This is a genomic window from Streptomyces tubercidicus, from assembly GCF_027497495.1.
GTDB classification, from domain to species: domain Bacteria; phylum Actinomycetota; class Actinomycetes; order Streptomycetales; family Streptomycetaceae; genus Streptomyces; species Streptomyces tubercidicus.
On record NZ_CP114205.1, the window covers coordinates 1,842,993 to 1,859,015 of the forward strand.

The window sequence follows — 16,023 nt, forward strand, 5'->3', positions numbered from 1 at the left end:
TCTCAGCGGCGGCGCGGCTGGGCCCCCACCTTGACGCCGGTGCGCGGCCGGGCGGCGGCGATCACGGAGACCACGTCCTTGAAGGAGCCGCACATCCGGGTTCCAGCGACCCCGGCGAGTTCGCCGAAGGTGCCGACGCCGTACGTCACCGCCACCGGCTCCATCCGCGCGGTCACCGCCATTCTCATGTCCCCCACGGTGTCCCCCACATACGCGCTCTGCCAGGCCGCGACACCGAGCCGGCCGGCCGCCCGCAGCACCATCTCCGGGTGCGGTTTGCCACGCCGGACCATGTCCTGGCCGACGACCGGGCCGACCAGGTCGCGGATGCCCATGACGTCGAGCAGCGCTTCGGCGCTGCGGGTGGTCTTGGACGTGGCGACGGCCAGCTCGACCCCGTGGGCGCGCAGCGCGGACAGCCCCGCGGTCACGCCGGGGAAGAGCAGCTGCGGCCCCAGACACAGCACTTCGTAGGCGAACAGCTCGCGGTAGCGGGAGATCGCCGCCTGCACCCGGGCGTCGTCCTCGGGCTTGCCCAGCAGCCGGCCGAAGGCGGGGCCGGGAGGCTTGCCGATGGCGGCGGCCGCCTGCCGGGCGGTCACCGAACAGCCCTGCTCCGAGGCCACCTTGACCAGCAGCTTGCTGATCGCGGGGAGGGTGTTGGCGAGAGTGCCGTCCAGATCGAAGACGGCGGCCTTGATCGTCTCACCTCCGGCGCCCCGGACACCTCTCACGGGACGTTCGCCGACTTCCGTTGCTACGCGCATGGCTGGAGACCTTTCCGGATTGCGATGGGGGGTGCAGGGGCTCGGATGACGTTGCTGGCTCGGCTGATGGGGCGGCCTGCGGTCGACGACTGGAAACGGGCGCGGCGGTCTCGCCATGGCGCACCGCCGTCCGGGGCGGTACGCAACCGTCGAGGCGGTGCATCGGAAGAGAACGTCCCGTTTACCGCCTTCGGAGATTTAAAAACCGCCTGCGCTGTTTGTCAATGCGTCCCCGTCTCCCCTGACGGGTCGACAACACACCTTTGCCCAGCCAGACTGGAGGCAGCCGCCCCCCGGCAGAGCCGAGCGCCCGCACGTGTGACCGATCATCACCTTCGCGTCAGGGCCCGTGAGTTCCGGCCAATCCTGGGGAGGATATCGAACCGCATGGTTGGTTTTCTATGTAGACTGCAATGAGCTCGCAGCCGTACTAGAGACGGGACGGACACCGTGCCCACCCAGCATCGCGCCATCCAGAGCCGCCAGGCACTCATCCGCTCGGCCGCAGAGACCTTCCTGGAGAAGGGGGTTCCCGCAGCGGGCATGGTCGAGATCAGCCGGCGGGCCCGGCTGAGCAAAGGGGCGCTCTACTTCCACTTCACCTCCAAGGACGACCTCACGCTCGCGGTACGGGACGCCGCGCTGGAGGCCCTGCAGGAGCTGGAGGACTCCTTCACCCACTCGACGGAGCCACTGACCACCGCCGTACGGGACTTCACCATCGAGCTGTTCGGCCGGGTGCAGTCGGACGCCGTGCTCCGCGCCGGACTGCGGCTGCGGCCGGAGACCGCGCCGGGGCTCGGTATCTACGCCCTGGAGCAGCGCTGGTATGCGCTGTTTCTCGACAAAGCGGTGACCTGCGGGACCGGCGGACCGGCCGGACCGCATGCCTCGGACACCGAACCCCGGCGCACCGCCCAGCTGTTGACCTCGATCGTGGTGGGTCTGCTGCATCTGGGCGGCGAGGACGGGACGTGGTGGGACCACGAGGCCATCGTCGGCCTGTGGGCGCTGCTGCCGTCCGCACCGGGCCGGATCCCGGCCGCCGTCCCGGCCTCGGCGCAGCTTCCGGCGGCCGGCTGATCCGGCGCCCCGGTCCTCATGCCGCCGGTCTCACAACTCGACCAGCACGGCCCCGATATGGCGCCCCTGCGTCAGTTCACGCAGCGCCTGTGGTGCCTGCTCGATCCCCTTCAGCAGGGCATGCGGGAAGACCAGAGTGCCGTCCCGCAGGCCCTGACCGAACTCCGTGGTCCACTCCTGCGGCAGATCCGGGTGGGCGTACAGCCCGAATCCGCGCAGTGCCACCCGCCGCGTGATGATCAGCCCCGGGTCCAGCTCCACCGGGGCGATGGCGCCGCGTTCCCCGCCCAACTGGCCGGAGAGTGCGCCGACCAGCGCGAACCGGGCATCGGGGCGGGCCACCGCGAGCGCCGCCGTCAGCTGTTCGCCGCCCACGGTGTCCAGCAGGACGTCGATACCGTCCGGCGCGGCCCGCCGCAGCTGCTGCTCGATCGGCCCGGCGCCGCGCACGATCGTGTCGTCATACCCCAACTCGGCGCGCAGCCGCGCGGCTTTGCGCTCCGAGCCGGTGCTGCCGACGACCCGTCCGGCGCCCAGCCGCCGTGCGAGCTGTCCGGCCATACTGCCCACGCCGCCCGCCGCGCCGCTGATGAACACGGTGTCCCCGGGCCTGACCCCGGCGGCCCGGCGCAGGGCGCCCCAGGCGGTCGCGCCCTGCGACAGATACGCGGCCGCGGTCGGCAGCGGGTCCCCGGCGAGGCGCCGTACGCGCGACTCCTCGACGGCGGCGAACTCCCGCCATCCGTAAGGGTGCTGGACCAGTTCGCCGGGCGTGAAGCCGCCTCCGGGCGCCGCCACAACCTCGCCGACCGCGGCGCCCCACAGCGCCTCACCCCGCACGAATGAGGCCATCGGCAGCCGGATTCCGGTCATCTGTGACCGCATCGCCGCGGTCACCGCCATAATCCGGTTGCGCACCAGCACCTGACCCGTCCGCGGCTCGGGCACGGGCACCTCGGCGATCTCGAAATGGCGTGCCGCCAGTTCGCCTTCGGCCTGATCGGCGAGCCGGACCTCGCGGTGGACGGCGGGGACGAGGGTGGGGGGCATCGGACAGCTCCTCGCTCTGGTAGCACTGTGGCGGCGCCGCACGACTGGGCGACGCCGGTTCACGCCCGAGGGGCCCGCCTCGGGACAGGCGCAAATTCAATACCGCATGGTTGGCTTCTTTATGATGCGGAAATAGACTGCGCGGCCACGGGCAGCGGGTCGCACTCAGGCACAACAACTCCAAGAGAGCATACGGAGGATGATCGGTGGTCAAGCAGGAACGCGCAGTGCGCACCCGACGCGCCGTCCTCGAAGCAGCGGCTCATGTCATCGGCACCCGCGGGTACCAGGCCGCCACGATGGCCGAGATCATCCAGCGCGCCGGGGTCACCAAAGGGGCGGTGTACTTCCACTTCACGTCCAAGGACGCACTGGCCCGCGCGGTGATAACGGAGCAGACCGATCCGTTTCTGCCACAGGTCAGTGAGTCCCGGCTGCAGGACGCCATCGACTTCACCCACCAGGTGGCGCTGGCCCTGCGCAGCGACCCGTTGCTGCAGGCCGGCACGCGGATCGCGGTGGAGACGACCTTCAGCGAGGATCCGCTGGTGCCGTACCAGGCATGGACCGACATCATCACCACGATGTTCACCGAGGCCCGGGACAACGGGGAATTACTGCCCGGCGTGGCACCGGACAGGGCGGCCGAGTTCTTCGTCGCCGCTTACATGGGCGTGCAGTTGTTCTCGCGCGCCGCGACCAATCGCGCGGACCTCCCGGAGCGGGTCACGGCCCTGTGGAAGCACACGCTTCCGGGTCTCGCGTCGCCCGGCGCGCTGAGCCATCTGGATCCGCACGGCCGCTGCGTACAGATCCCGGTCTGACGCACTGAGTCACCGCCCTGACGGAGCCGTCGGCTCCGGTGACTTGGAAAACAAACCACATGGTCCGTATCTTAGAGACGCAGGAACGCTACGAAGCCTCAGCCCGTCAGGGCGCTGAGAGCCGCACCTCGGAAAGGAACCCCCCATGGCCAGCGCCACGCTCACCCCGTCCTTACGCGATCAGCCGCACGACACCGGAGCCCGGTCGTCCGACGGAGAGCGACCGCCGGCCCTCACCACGACCGTGCCGCGCGAGTATGTCCACCGCAACGCGCTGTCAGAGGTGTTCCTGACGGACTGGCGGCAGGACGCGGCCGACACCTGGGTGGTCAGCGCCCAGTGGCCGCGCGCCCACAGCTTCTACGGGCCGCTCCACGGGCTGCACGACCCGATCCTGCTGATAGAGACCGTGCGGCAGTCCGGCATATTACTGAGCCATGTCGGGCACAGCGTGCCCCTCGACCACCCGATCATCTGGCAGCGGGTCCGCTACGACCTCGCGCCGGAGGCGCTGCGCACCGCACAGCGGCCCGCCGAGATCGAACTGCACGTCACCGACCGCGAGATGGTCCACCGCGGCAAGCGTCTGGTCAGCGCCCTCCAGGAGTTCCGGATCGTGTGCGACGGCGCCGAACTGGCCTCCGCGATGCTCGACTACTCCTGTCACAGCCCGGCCGTCTACCGCCGGCTGCGCGGCGAGTACAGCGATGTGGCGCTCGCCAACTCCCGGGCGGTGCCGCTGCCCGAGGCCGTGAGTCCCGCGCTGGTCGCCCGGGAACACGAACGCGATGTGGTGCTCTCCCCCACCGACCTTCCCGACCGCTGGCAGCTGCGGGTGGACAGCTCGCACCCGGTCCTCTTCGACCACCCCGTCGACCACGCCCCCGGCATGCTGATGGTCGAGGCCGCCCGGCAGGCCGCCCAGGCCGCCACACCCGGCTGCACGCTGCCGGTCACCCTGGAGTGCTCCTTCTCCCGGTACGCCGAACTCGACGCACCGACCTGGGTTCAGGCGCGGACCACCGGCCAGGGCGACGACGACCGCCGACAGGTCGAGATCACCGTCGAACAGCACGGCCAGCCGGTCGTCTCGGCGCAGGTCACCTGCGTGCCGGTGCCCTGATCAGCCGCCGCCCCGGCCCGCCGACGCCCTGACCGGGCCCCGGAAACGGCCCCGCCCCGCTGCCCGTGCCTCCCCCGTCACCGCAGCGTGAGGCGGGGCTTCGGCGCGTCCGTGCGCCCGGTGGGCGGGGTGCGGCTGCCCGCCTGGTACGGCAGTGGCCAGGGGGCGGCCGGCCCCGCGTACCCCTGCTCCGCGGCGGCGTGCAGCGTCCAGTGCGGGTCGTACAGATGCGGTCGGGCCAGCGCGCACAGGTCCGTCCGCCCGGCCAGCACCAGGGAGTTGACGTCGTCCCAGGAGGAGATGGCGCCGACCGCGATGACCGGGACGCCGACGGTGTTGCGGATGCGGTCGGCGAACGGGGTCTGGTAGGAGCGGCCGAAGTCGGGGCGCTCGTCGGGCACCACCTGACCGGTGGACACATCGATGGCGTCGGCGCCGTGCTCGGCGAAGGCCCGCGCCATCGCCACCGCGTCCGCCGCGGTGGTACCGCCGTCCGCCCAGTCCGTCGCGGAGATACGGACGGTCATCGGGCGCCCGGCCGGCCAGACGGCGCGGACCGCGTCGAAGACTTCCAGCGGGAAGCGCAGCCGGCCGGTGAGGTCGCCGCCGTAGGCGTCGGTGCGGTGGTTGGTGAGCGGCGAGAGGAAGCCGGAAAGCAGATAGCCGTGGGCGCAGTGGAGTTCGAGCAGATCGAAACCGGCGCGGGCGGCGGATTGCGCGGACCGGACGAACTGGTCGCGGATGAGGGCGAGTTCGGGCTCGGCGAGGGCGTGCGGGGTCTGGTTGACGCCGGGGCGGTAGGGCAGTGCGGAGGGCGCCACGAGGGGCCAGTTGCCGTGCGGGAGCGGCTGGTCGATGCCGTCCCACATCAGCCGCGTCGAGCCCTTGCGGCCGGAGTGGCCGAGCTGGACGCCGATGGCGGTGCCGGGGGCGGAGGTGTGCACGAAGTCGGTGACCCGGCGCCAGGCCGTCTCGTGCTCCGGCGCGTACAGCCCCGTACAGCCGGGCGTGATCCGCCCCTCGGGGCTGACGCACACCATCTCCGTCAGCACCAGCCCGGCGCCGCCCAGCGCGCGGGCGCCGAGGTGGACGAGGTGGAAGTCGCCGGGGGTGCCGTTGCCGTCCGCGGCGGAGTACATGTCCATCGGGGAGACCACGACGCGGTTGCGCAGCGTCAGCTCACCCAGTCGGAACGGCAGGAACATCGGGGGTGTGCCGGGCGGGGCGCCCGCCTCGTCCTCCACGGCCGCGACGAAGCCGGGGTCGCGCAGCCGCAGATTGTCATGGGTGACCCGGCGGCTGCGGGTGAGGAGGTTGAACGCGAACTGGTGCGGCGGCTGGTCGAGATAGGTGGCCAGCTCCTCGAACCAGGCGAGGCTGGCGCGGGCGGCGCGCTGGGTGGAGGCGACGACGGGGCGGCGCTCCTCCTCGTACGCGGCCAGCGCACGGGCCGTGTCGGGCTGCTCCTGAAGGCAGGCCGCCAGCGCCAGGGCGTCTTCGACGGCCAGCTTGGTGCCGGAGCCGATGGAGAAGTGCGCGGTGTGTGCGGCATCGCCGAGCAGCACGGTGTTGCCGTGCGACCAGCGGTCGTTGACGACCGTGCGGAAGGCCGTCCAACTGGAGTTGTTGCCGCGCAGCGACCGGCCGCCGAGGGCGTCGGCGAAGACCTTGGCGCACCAGTCGGCCGACTCGCGCTCATCGCAGCGGTCGAGTCCTGCCGACCGCCAGACTTCCTCGCGCATCTCGACGATGACCGTACTGGCACCGGCGGAGCCCCCGGTTCCGGCGGACGGTTGCCCGGGGTGCTCGCCGCTCTCCGCACGGGCGAAGGGGTAGGCGTGGAGCTGTACGACGCCGTGCTCGGTCTCCGCGATCTCGAAGCGGAAGGCGTCGAAGGCGAAGTCGGCGGCGAGCCAGATGTAGCGGCAGCGGTGGGTGGTCAGCTGCGGGCGGAAGGCGTCGGCGTGTGCGGTACGGGTCGCGCTGTGCACCCCGTCGGCGGCGATCACCAGGTCGTAGGAGCGGGCCAGTTCGGCGGCGGGCGGTGCCTCGGAGCGGAAGCGCAGCTCGATGCCGAGGTCGTGGCAGCGCCGGTGGAGTACGGCCAGCAGCCGGCGCCGCCCGAGCGCCGCGAAGCCGTGCCCGCCGGAGGTCAGGGTGCGGCCCCGGTGGACGATGTCGATATCGTCCCAGCGGACGAACTCGGCCTGGAGGGCGCGGTAGACCTCCGGGTCGGCGTGCTCGATGCCGCCGAGGGTCTCATCGGAGAGCACGACGCCGAAGCCGAAGGTGTCCTCGGGCGCGTTGCGCTCCCATACGGTGATCTCACGGGTGGGGTCGAGGCGCTTGAGCAGGACCGCGGCGTACAGCCCGCCCGGCCCGCCGCCGATGACGGCGACCCGCATGGCTATTTCCCCTGCCACTTGGGGGCCCGCTTCTCGGTGAAGGCGGCGTGGAATTCCGCGTAGTCGTCGCTGTTCATCAGCAGCGCCTGGGTGGCGGCGTCCATCTCCACGGCGGCGGCCAGCGGCATATCGAGCTCGGCGGTGAGCAGCGCCTTGGTCTGGGCGTGGGCCATCGCGGGCCCCTCGGCGAGCCGCCGGGCGAGCGCCGCGGCCGCCTCGTCGGCCCGGCCCTCATCGGCCAACTCGCTGATCAGGCCGAGCCGTTCGGCCTCCGGTGCGCGGACGGTGTCGCCGAGCATCAGCAGCCGGGTGGCGTGGCCGAGGCCGATGACGCGGGGCAGCAGATAGGCGGCGCCCATGTCGCCGCCGGAGAGGCCGACCCGGGTGAAGAGGAAGGCGAACCGGGCGGACGGGTCGGCGACACGGAAGTCCGCGGCCAGTGCGAGCACCGCACCGGCGCCCGCCGCGACCCCGTGCACCGACGCGATCACCGGGAACGGGCACTCCCGCACCGCCCGGACGACCTGCCCGGTCATCCGGTTGAAGTCCAGCAAGTGCGCGGTGTCCATGCCCAGGGTGGCGCCGATGATCTCCTCGACATCGCCGCCGGAGCAGAATCCGCGCCCCTCCCCCGCGAGCACCAGCGCGCGTACGGAACGCTCCCTGGACAGCTCGGCGAGCAGGTCGCGGAGGTCGGCGTAGGCCTCGAAGGTGAGCGCGTTGAGCTTGTCCGGGCGGGCCAGGGTGACGGTGGCGACCCCGTCCTGCCGCGTCACACGGAGATGTTGCCAGGTCTCGGTACTGCGGGCGGATCCTGCGAACGGGCTCATCGGGCTGCCTGCCCCCTTTGGCCGGTCGGGCCGGTGGATGCTGTTCCGGATGCTCTCCGAAGTTATCACTCCTTCATGACTGTCGTCATGAGAACGCGATACGACACGGGGCGGAAGACGGCCTCTCGCCCACTCGCCGGGACCGCCGGGACTGCCGGGACCGTCGGGACCGCCAGGACCGCCAGGACCGTCAGGTTGACCGGCCGAAGGTCCCGGCCGCCACATGCCGTAGGTCCGTGCCATCCCCGGCCGCCCGCCCCTGATCCCCCGCCTCCGCGCTTTCTACCGTGGAGGCATCCCGATCCCGCCTCAGGCCCGCCGGACAGGGCTTCTGCGAACGGACGAACCCCGCATGCTGGAACCGCCGCCCCCTGCGACCTGGCGCATCACGCTGCCGCGCGGTGCGACCGCGGTCCCCATCGCCCGTGCGATGGTAAGGACCGCCATGCAGGATCTCCGGATGACGGCCGACCGGACCACGGCCCAGCTGCTGACCGCCGAGCTGGTCACCAACGTGCTCAAGCACACCTGCGGCGCGGCCCCCATCGAGCTGGTGGTGGAGCAGCGCTCGGCGGGCTGCCGGATCGAGGTGCACGACGACGATCCGGTGCTCGTGGAGGGGCTCGGCGATCCGCTGCCGCTGGGGGATCCGGGTGACGGCGGCGACGAGGACGACCGGCGGGCGGGGCCCGACCCCGATGCCTACGCCGACGACTCCCGCGCCACGGACGACACCGCCGCCGCGGACGACACCGAGGCCCCCGCCCCCGACCCCGCCTGCGCCGACCGCGACGGCCGTGGTCTGGTGCTGATCCGTTCCCTCAGCGCCGCCTCCGGCTGCCGTCCGACGCCGCGCGGCAAGGCGGTCTGGTTCACCCTTCCCGAGCTGCGGCGCCCGCGCCGGCGCTGACGGGGGCCGCACCGGCCGTGCCCGCGTCGGCCGCCGGGCTCTGCTGCGCCGCAGCGAGCCGCGAGCGGCGGCGCCCGTAGCACGCGTAGACGAGCGCGCCCGCCACCAGGAACCCGGCGAACTGGAGCCAGGTCGCCGGACCGGTGCCGTACATCAGATAGAGGCAGAAGGCGATGCCGAGCACCGGGCTGACCGGGAAGAGCGGGACGCGGAAGCGGCGCGGCAGATCGGGGCGGGTGCGGCGGAGCACCATCACACTGAGGTTGACCACCGCCATGACCGCCAGCGTCCCGATGGTCGACAGGTTCATCACCGCGTCCAACGGGACGACCGCGGCCGGCACGGCGAAGACGGCCGTGACGATCCAGGTGTTGGCGGCGGGGGTGGACGTCCGGGGTGAGACCCGCTCGAAGATCCGCGGGACCAGTCCGTCCCGCGACATCGACATCAGGATGCGGGTCTGGCCGTACAGCACCGCGAGGACGACCGAGGCGATGGCGACTACCGCACCGAACGCGATCACCCCGCCGCCGAGCGCCGAGTCGGTGACGTGGTTGACGATCAGCGACAGCGCGGCGGGCCGTCCGGCGACCTGGTCGGCGGAGAGCGCGCCGATGGCGGCGACCGCGACCAGGCAGTACAGGACGGTGACCACACCGAGGGACACCATGATCGCCAGCGGGATGTTCCGCCGCGGGTCCCTGACCTCCTCACCGGCCGTGGTGATCGCGTCGAAGCCGATGTACGAGAAGAAGGCGAGCGAGGCGCCGGAGGTGATGCCGGCGACGCCCTCCGGGGCGAACGGCGTCAGATTGCCGGCCCGGAAGGCGCTGAGGCCGATCACACAGAACAGGACCAGCACCGCGAGCTTCAGCACGGCCATCGCGGCGGTCGCGCGGGCGCTCTCCCGGATGCCGCGGACCAGCAGCAGCGCGGCGAGCAGCATCACGACGACGGCCGGGATGTTGACGATGCCGCCGTCGCCGGGCGGCTGGGAGAGCGCGGCGGGCAGCTGCCAGCCGGTCAGGCTGCCGAGCAGCTCATTGAGGTACTGGCCCCAGCCGACGGCGACCGCCGAGACCGAGATGCCGTATTCGAGCAGCAGGCACCAGCCGACGAGGAAGGCGAGGCGCTCGCCGAGGGTGGCGTAGGCGTAGGAGTAGGCACTGCCGGACACCGGTATCGCGCCGCCCAGCTCCGCGAAGGAGAAGGCGGTGAAGACGCAGGTGACGGCCGCCAGGACGAAGGAGACGATGACGGCGGGGCCGGCCTCGGCGACGGTGTCGGACAGGCCCACGAAGATGCCGGTGCCGACGATGGCGCCGACGCCGAAGCAGACGAGCTGGAAGAGCCCCATGCTGCGCCGCAGGCCGTTGCCTTCGAGATCCGCGCCCGATTCGGCGATGAGGAGGTCGGGGGACTTGATGCGCAGTCCGGACGGACGCGGGAAGGGCGGGCGCACGGTGGTTCTCTCTCTGGTGGTGCGAGGCGCGCGGCGCGGGGTGGGCCACACACGGAGCGGGGTCCGGACCGGTGGGTCCGAACCCCGCGAGCGCTCGATGGTAACCGCCGAGGGTGAATGACCGCGCGTCTGAGCCGCAGGGCCCTCGCGTATGGCTATGCAGCGCGCGGTCTGTGCCGTGTGCCGTGTGCGCCCGCGCGGCGCCCGGCCCTATCGGGCGAGCGTCGCGACCAGTACCGCCTTGATCGTGTGCATCCGGTTCTCCGCCTCGTCGAAGACGACGGAGTGCGCGGACTCGAAGACCTCGTCGGTGACCTCCAGCGACGAGAGTCCGTGCCGGGCGTGGATCTCCCGGCCGAGGGCCGTGCCCAGGTCGTGGTAGGCGGGCAGACAGTGCAGGAACTTCACGTCCGGCTTGCCGGTGGCGCGCAGCACGTCCATCGTGACCGCGTACGGGGCGAGCAGCGCGATCCGCTCGTCCCAGACCTCCTTGGGTTCGCCCATGGAGACCCAGACGTCGGTCGTCACGAAGTCCGCCCCGCGTACGCCCTCGGCCACGTCCTCGGTGAGCGTGATGCGGGCGCCGCTGTCCTTGGCGAGCGCCCGCGCCTCGGCGATGACCGCCTCCTCGGGCCACAGCTCCTTGGGCGCCACGATCCGTACGTCCATGCCGAGCAGGGCGCCGGTGACGAGGTAGGAGTTGCCCATGTTGTTCCGGGCGTCGCCGAGGTAAGCGAAGGCGGTCTCCGCCAGGGGGCGGCCCTGGCCGTGCTCGACCATGGTCAGCACATCGGCGAGCATCTGGGTCGGGTGCCAGTCGTCGGTCAGCCCGTTGAAGACCGGCACTCCGGCGTACGCCGCCAGCTCCTCGACATCGGACTGCCGGCTGCCGCGGAACTCGATACCGTCAAACATCCGGCCGAGGACCCGGGCGGTGTCCTTCACCGACTCCTTGTGCCCGATCTGCGAGCCGGACGGGTCAAGATAGGTGGTGGCGGCACCCTGGTCCGCGGCCGCGACCTCGAAGGAGCAGCGGGTCCGGGTCGAGGTCTTCTCGAAGATCAGGGCGATGTTCCTGCCCTGGAGGCGGGGGACCTCGGTGCCGGCGCGCTTGGCCGCTTTCAGCTCGGCCGCCAGGTCGATCAGTCGGCGGAATTCCCCGGCGCTGAAGTCCAGCTCCTTGAGGAAGTGGCGGCCCGTGAGGTCTATCGCCATGGGGTGGGCTCCTGGTTCGCGGCGGTCGGGACGGACTCGGACCCTGGAATTGTATACGCACCCACGTATCTCTATTCAGGCTGCCCGCGGCCGTACGGCTCCGGTACCTGCTCCCCGGCGGAGCAGTCGTCACGCTCAGGCTGCCCCCGGCACCGCGTCCCTCGCCACCGGACAGCTCATACAGCGCGGTCCGCCGCGGCCGCGCCCCAGCTCGCTCCCCGGGATCGTGATCACCTCGATGCCGCGCTTGCGGAGGAAGGTGTTCGTGGTGACGTTCCGCTCGTACGCCACCACCACGCCCGGCTCCACCGCCAGCACATTGCAGCCGTCGTCCCACTGCTCCCGCTCGGCCGAGTGCACATCCTGGGTCGCGGTCAGCACCCGGATGTCCGACAGCCCCAGCGAGGCCGCTATGGCGCGGTGCATATGCTCCGGCGGATGATCGGTGACCTTGAGGTCCTGGTCCCCCGAGCCCGGCTCGATGGTGTACGAGCGGAGCATGCCCAGGCCCTCGTACTGGGTGAAGGTATCCCCGTCGATCATCGTCATGACGGTGTCCAGGTGCATGAACGCCCGGCGCTTGGGCATGTCGAGCGCCACGATCGTGCGCGCCGAACCGGCCGCGAACAGCCCCCGCGCCAGCAGCTCGACGGCCTGCGGAGTGGTCCGCTCGCTCATCCCGATCAGTACCGCGCCACTGCCCATCACCAGGACGTCGCCGCCCTCGATCGTCGAGGGGTAGTCCGCCTGCCCCTCGGACCAGACGTGGAAGTCCCCGCCGCGGAACAGCGGATGGTGACGGTAGATCGCCTCGTAGTGCACGGTCTCGCGCTGCCGGGCGGGCCAGCGCATCGAGTTGATGGACACACCGTCGTAGATCCAGGCGGAGGTGTCGCGGGTGAAAAGGTGGTTGGGCAGCGGTCCCAGCAGGAAGTCGTCCAGATCCATCACATGGAAGCGGACCGAGATCGGCTCGGCGTGCCGCTCCAGGTACTCCCGTTTGGTCATGCCGCCCACCAGCGCCTCGACGAGCTGCGGCACCGGCAGCTCGTCGAAGGCCGCCCGCAGATGGTCGGTGGCCAGCGGCCCGTATTCCTTCTCGTCGAAGACGCGGTCGAGGACGAGCCGCCGCGCCTCCGGGATCTGGAGGCTCTCGGCCAGCAGATCCCCGAAGAGGTGCACTTCCACCCCACGGTCCCGGAGCACATCCGCGAACCCGTCGTGCTCGGCCCGCGCCCGGCGCACCCACAGCACGTCATCGAAGAGCAAGGCGTCCTTGTTCGAGGGCGTGAGCCGCTTCAGCTCCAGATCGGGGCGGTGCAGGATGACCCGGCGCAGCCGCCCGGCCTCGGAGTCGACTTGGAATCCCATCCACCCATCTTGGCCGCTCGGACGGCTCGGCGGAGGGAGTCGGGCGATCTCGGTTCGGTCATGCGGTCCGGCCGGGCCGGAGAGGCGAGGGGTGCGGCCGGGTTGGCGGAGAAGAGACGGCCGCCTCTGTCGTCCTGCCGCCCCTCCCCGCCGAACCGTTCTACAGCCGCGGGTCCACCGGCTCCGACTCCAGCGCGAGCACCGCGAAGACCGCCTCGTGGACCCGCCACAGCGGTTCGCCGTCCGCCATCCGGTCGAGCGCCTCCAGGCCGAGCGCGTACTCCCGCAGGGCCAGCGAGCGCTTATGGCCCAGGTGACGGACGCGCAGCCGCCGGAGGTTCTCCGGACGGGTGTACTCCGGCCCGTAGATGATCCGCAGGTACTCGCGGCCACGGCACTTGACGCCCGGCTGGACCAGCCGTCCGTCGGCCTGCCGGAGCAGCGCCTGCACCGGCTTGACCACCATGCCCTCGCCGCCCTCGGCGGTCAGCTCCTGCCACCAGGCGATCCCGGCCGCGACCGAGGACTCGTCCTCGGTGTCGACGAGGATCCGCCGGGTCGTGGCGAGCAGCCCCGGCCGGTCCGTGCCGCCCCCGCCCGTCCCGCCGTCCCGGGCCGCCACCGCGTCCTCGGCCGCGATCAGCCGGTCGAGCAGGGCGAGCTGCTCGGTGTGCGCCAGCCCGGCGAGGCTGCGGCCCCGCGCCGCGAGGATCTGGAACGGTGCGAGCCGCACACCCTCCAGAGCACCGAGCCCGGCGCCGCCGCCCGGCTCCCGCGGTGCCCCGCCGTCCGCCGACTCCGCCCCCACCCGCCAGCAGTAGCGCCGGTACGCCTCGGTGAACGCGGCCGCGTCCGCCGCCCGGCCCCGCTGCCGGCCGAGGAGCGGTGACACCTCGACGCCGCGGGCGGCCGCCGCCTCCAGCGCACCGAGCACGCCCGGGAAAGCCGCTGCGGACGCCGCACCCACGGCCGCGTACTGGCGGCGCAGCAGACCCGTCGCCTTCAGGGACCAGGGCATCAGCTCGGCGTCCAGCAGCAGCCAGTCGGTCTCCAGCTCGTCCCACAGACCGGCCTCCTCGGCGCAGTCCCGGACCCGCCGCAACACGCGCTCGGTCGCCTCCGGGTCGTCGAAGAACGGCCGGCCGGTACGGGTGTACAGGGCGCCGGACACCCCCTTCGGCACACCGAAGAGCTCACCGGCCGCGGCCTCGTCGCGGCACACCAGCGCCACCGCACGCGACCCCATGTGCTTCTCCTCGCACACCACTTCCCGCACACCGTCGGCCCGGTATCCGGCGAACGCCTCCGCGGGGTGCTCCAAGTACCCCTCCTCCGCCGAGGTCGCGCAGGGCGCCATGGTCGGCGGGAGGTACGGCAGCAGCCGCGGGTCGATCGCGAAACGGCTCATCACCTCCAGCGCGGCCGCGGCGTTCTCCCCCTTGACCGCGAGCCGGCCCATGTGACGGGTCTCCACGATCCGCCGCCCGGTCACATCGTTCAGATCGAGCGGACGGCCGTCCGCCCCGCCCGGGGCCTCCGTCGCGAGCGGCTTCGTGGGCTCGTACCAGACCCGCTCCGCCGGTACGTCCACCAGCTCGCGCTCCGGCCACCGCAGCGCGGTCATCGCCCCGCCGAAGACACAGCCGGTGTCCAGGCAGAGGGTGTTGTTGAGCCAGTTGGCGCGCGGGGTAGGGGTGTGGCCGTAGACGACGGCCGCGCGGCCGCGGTAGTCCTCGGCCCAGGGGTAACGCACCGGCAGGCCGAACTCGTCGGTCTCGCCGGTCGTGTCGCCGTACAGCGCGAACGAGCGCACCCGGCCCGACGTCCGACCGTGGTACTTCTCCGGCAGCCCGGCGTGGCACACCACGAGCCCGCCGCCGTCCAGCACGTAGTGGCTGACCAGGCCGCGGATGAACTCCCCCACCTCGGTGCGGAAGGCGGCGTCCTCCTTGTCCAGCTGCTCGATGGTCTCGGCGAGCCCATGGGTGTGCTGGACCTTGCTGCCCTTGAGATAGCGGCCGAGCTTGTTCTCGTGGTTGCCCGGCACGCACAGGGCGTGCCCGGCCCCGACCATGCCCATCACCAGGCGCAGCACTCCGGGACTGTCCGGCCCGCGGTCGACGAGGTCACCGACGAAGACCGCCGTACGGCCCTCGGGGTGCGCCGCGTCCACCGGCCGGCCGAGCGCGTCGCGCACCAGCGCATAGCCCAGCCTGCCGAGCAGGGTCTCCAGCTCGGAACGGCAGCCGTGGATATCGCCGATGATGTCGAACGGGCCGGTGAGATGGCGCAGATCGTTGAACCGCCGCTCCGTGACGACCTCGGCGGACGCCACCTCCTCCTCGCCGCGCAGGACGTGCACCTTGCGGAAGCCCTCCCGCTCCAAGTGCCGCAGGGAACGCCGGAGTTCACGCTGGTGGCGCTGGATCACCCGGCGCGGAAGCCCGGCCCGGTCGGCGCGCGCCGCATTGCGCGCGGCACAGACCTGCTCGGGTACGTCCAGGACGATGGCCACCGGCAGGACATCGTGCTCCCGGGCCAGCCGCACCAGCTGGGTGCGCGCCTCGGACTGCACATTCGTGGCGTCCACGACCGTCAGCCGCCCGGCGGCCAGCCGCTTGCCCGCGATGTAGTGCAGCACGTCGAAGGCATCGCCGCTGGCGCTCTGGTCGTTCTCGTCATCGCTGACCAGCCCCCGGCAGACATCGGAGGAGAGCACCTCGGTCGGCCGGAAGTGCCGCGCGGCGAAGGTGGACTTGCCGGAGCCGGTGGCGCCGATCAGCACGACGAGGGAGAGGTCGGGCACGGCGAGGGTACGCGGCGCCGCCGGCTGGGGGCGGGGGTCCGGGGGGCCGCCGCATTTCTGGTGGGTGGTGGTCATTTGCTGGCTTTCGGGGGCCTGGCGGTTCTTGGGTGAGGGCGTGTTCTCGGGTGAGGGCGTTTTCTTGGGGAGAGGGTGGTCGTCGTGCGGGTGCGGGTCCTC

Annotated in this window: 12 protein-coding genes; 4 read left to right on the forward strand and 8 right to left on the reverse strand. The window is 71.9% G+C overall.

Features of this window, described 5'->3' with window-relative positions; translation table 11 throughout:
* Positions 1–2 precede the first annotated feature (2 nt).
* Entirely contained in the window at positions 3–767 is a 765-nt protein-coding gene (locus STRTU_RS07890) for an HAD family hydrolase (RefSeq protein ID WP_159742892.1), read from the reverse strand.
* Positions 768–1,217: 450 nt separating this feature from the next.
* On the opposite strand from STRTU_RS07890, the gene STRTU_RS07895 reads away from it, so the two are divergent.
* The gene (locus STRTU_RS07895; RefSeq protein WP_159742893.1) at positions 1,218–1,850 is read left to right on the forward strand and encodes a TetR/AcrR family transcriptional regulator; all 633 of its coding nucleotides are present in this window, start codon (positions 1,218–1,220) and stop codon (positions 1,848–1,850) included.
* A gap of 30 nt (positions 1,851–1,880) precedes the next feature.
* On the opposite strand, the gene STRTU_RS07900 is transcribed toward STRTU_RS07895, so the two are convergent.
* Positions 1,881–2,900: an MDR family NADP-dependent oxidoreductase gene (locus STRTU_RS07900; protein ID WP_159742894.1), complete on the reverse strand. Its 1,020-nt coding sequence runs from the start codon at positions 2,898–2,900 to the stop codon at positions 1,881–1,883.
* Positions 2,901–3,127: 227 nt separating this feature from the next.
* On the opposite strand from STRTU_RS07900, the gene STRTU_RS07905 reads away from it, so the two are divergent.
* The gene (locus STRTU_RS07905) at positions 3,128–3,724 is read left to right on the forward strand and encodes a ScbR family autoregulator-binding transcription factor (protein WP_246240233.1); all 597 of its coding nucleotides are present in this window, start codon (positions 3,128–3,130) and stop codon (positions 3,722–3,724) included.
* Between the two features lie 145 nt (positions 3,725–3,869).
* Positions 3,870–4,847, forward strand: coding sequence for a ScbA/BarX family gamma-butyrolactone biosynthesis protein (locus STRTU_RS07910; RefSeq protein WP_159742896.1), 978 nt, complete (start codon positions 3,870–3,872; stop codon positions 4,845–4,847).
* A 77-nt stretch (positions 4,848–4,924) separates the two neighbouring features.
* Here STRTU_RS07910 and STRTU_RS07915 read toward each other — a convergent pair whose 3' ends face one another.
* Together STRTU_RS07915 and STRTU_RS07920 are read right to left on the reverse strand one after the other, a co-directional pair.
* On the reverse strand, positions 4,925–7,252 hold the full coding sequence (locus STRTU_RS07915) for a bifunctional salicylyl-CoA 5-hydroxylase/oxidoreductase (RefSeq protein ID WP_159746768.1): 2,328 nt from the start codon (positions 7,250–7,252) through the stop codon (positions 4,925–4,927).
* 2 nt (positions 7,253–7,254) lie between these two features.
* Entirely contained in the window at positions 7,255–8,082 is an 828-nt protein-coding gene (locus STRTU_RS07920) for an enoyl-CoA hydratase family protein (protein ID WP_159742897.1), read from the reverse strand.
* Positions 8,083–8,434: 352 nt separating this feature from the next.
* On the opposite strand from STRTU_RS07920, the gene STRTU_RS07925 reads away from it, so the two are divergent.
* Complete coding sequence (locus tag STRTU_RS07925) at positions 8,435–8,992, forward strand: ATP-binding protein (protein WP_371873570.1); 558 nt, start codon at positions 8,435–8,437, stop codon at positions 8,990–8,992.
* Here STRTU_RS07925 and STRTU_RS07930 read toward each other — a convergent pair.
* From STRTU_RS07930 to STRTU_RS07945, 4 genes are all read right to left on the reverse strand, one after another.
* Positions 8,955–10,454 (reverse strand): amino acid permease, encoded by a 1,500-nt coding sequence (locus tag STRTU_RS07930; protein ID WP_159742898.1) that lies wholly within the window; start codon positions 10,452–10,454, stop codon positions 8,955–8,957. The genes STRTU_RS07925 and STRTU_RS07930 overlap by 38 nt on opposite strands.
* A gap of 210 nt (positions 10,455–10,664) precedes the next feature.
* On the reverse strand, positions 10,665–11,669 hold the full coding sequence (argF, locus tag STRTU_RS07935; protein WP_159742899.1) for an ornithine carbamoyltransferase: 1,005 nt from the start codon (positions 11,667–11,669) through the stop codon (positions 10,665–10,667).
* Positions 11,670–11,804: 135 nt separating this feature from the next.
* Entirely contained in the window at positions 11,805–13,040 is a 1,236-nt protein-coding gene (locus STRTU_RS07940) for an arginine deiminase (RefSeq protein ID WP_159742900.1), read from the reverse strand.
* A 160-nt stretch (positions 13,041–13,200) separates the two neighbouring features.
* A complete protein-coding gene (locus STRTU_RS07945) occupies positions 13,201–15,921 on the reverse strand; it encodes a polynucleotide kinase-phosphatase (protein ID WP_246241345.1) in 2,721 nt (906 codons plus the stop codon).
* Between the last annotated feature and the right edge of the window lie 102 nt (positions 15,922–16,023).

Excerpts from the sequence above, each read along its gene's own strand:
- STRTU_RS07920 (WP_159742897.1), bottom strand. The coding sequence starts at position 8,082 with ATGAGCCCGTTCGCAGGATCCGCCCGCAGTACCGAGACCTGGCAACAT.
- STRTU_RS07900 (WP_159742894.1), bottom strand. The coding sequence starts at position 2,900 with ATGCCCCCCACCCTCGTCCCCGCCGTCCACCGCGAGGTCCGGCTCGCC.
- STRTU_RS07940 (WP_159742900.1), bottom strand. The coding sequence starts at position 13,040 with ATGGGATTCCAAGTCGACTCCGAGGCCGGGCGGCTGCGCCGGGTCATC.
- STRTU_RS07945 (WP_246241345.1), bottom strand. The coding sequence starts at position 15,921 with ATGACCACCACCCACCAGAAATGCGGCGGCCCCCCGGACCCCCGCCCC.
- STRTU_RS07910 (WP_159742896.1), top strand. The coding sequence starts at position 3,870 with ATGGCCAGCGCCACGCTCACCCCGTCCTTACGCGATCAGCCGCACGAC.
- STRTU_RS07925 (WP_371873570.1), top strand. The coding sequence starts at position 8,435 with ATGCTGGAACCGCCGCCCCCTGCGACCTGGCGCATCACGCTGCCGCGC.
- STRTU_RS07915 (WP_159746768.1), bottom strand. The coding sequence starts at position 7,252 with ATGCGGGTCGCCGTCATCGGCGGCGGGCCGGGCGGGCTGTACGCCGCG.
- argF (WP_159742899.1), bottom strand. The coding sequence starts at position 11,669 with ATGGCGATAGACCTCACGGGCCGCCACTTCCTCAAGGAGCTGGACTTC.
- STRTU_RS07890 (WP_159742892.1), bottom strand. The coding sequence starts at position 767 with ATGCGCGTAGCAACGGAAGTCGGCGAACGTCCCGTGAGAGGTGTCCGG.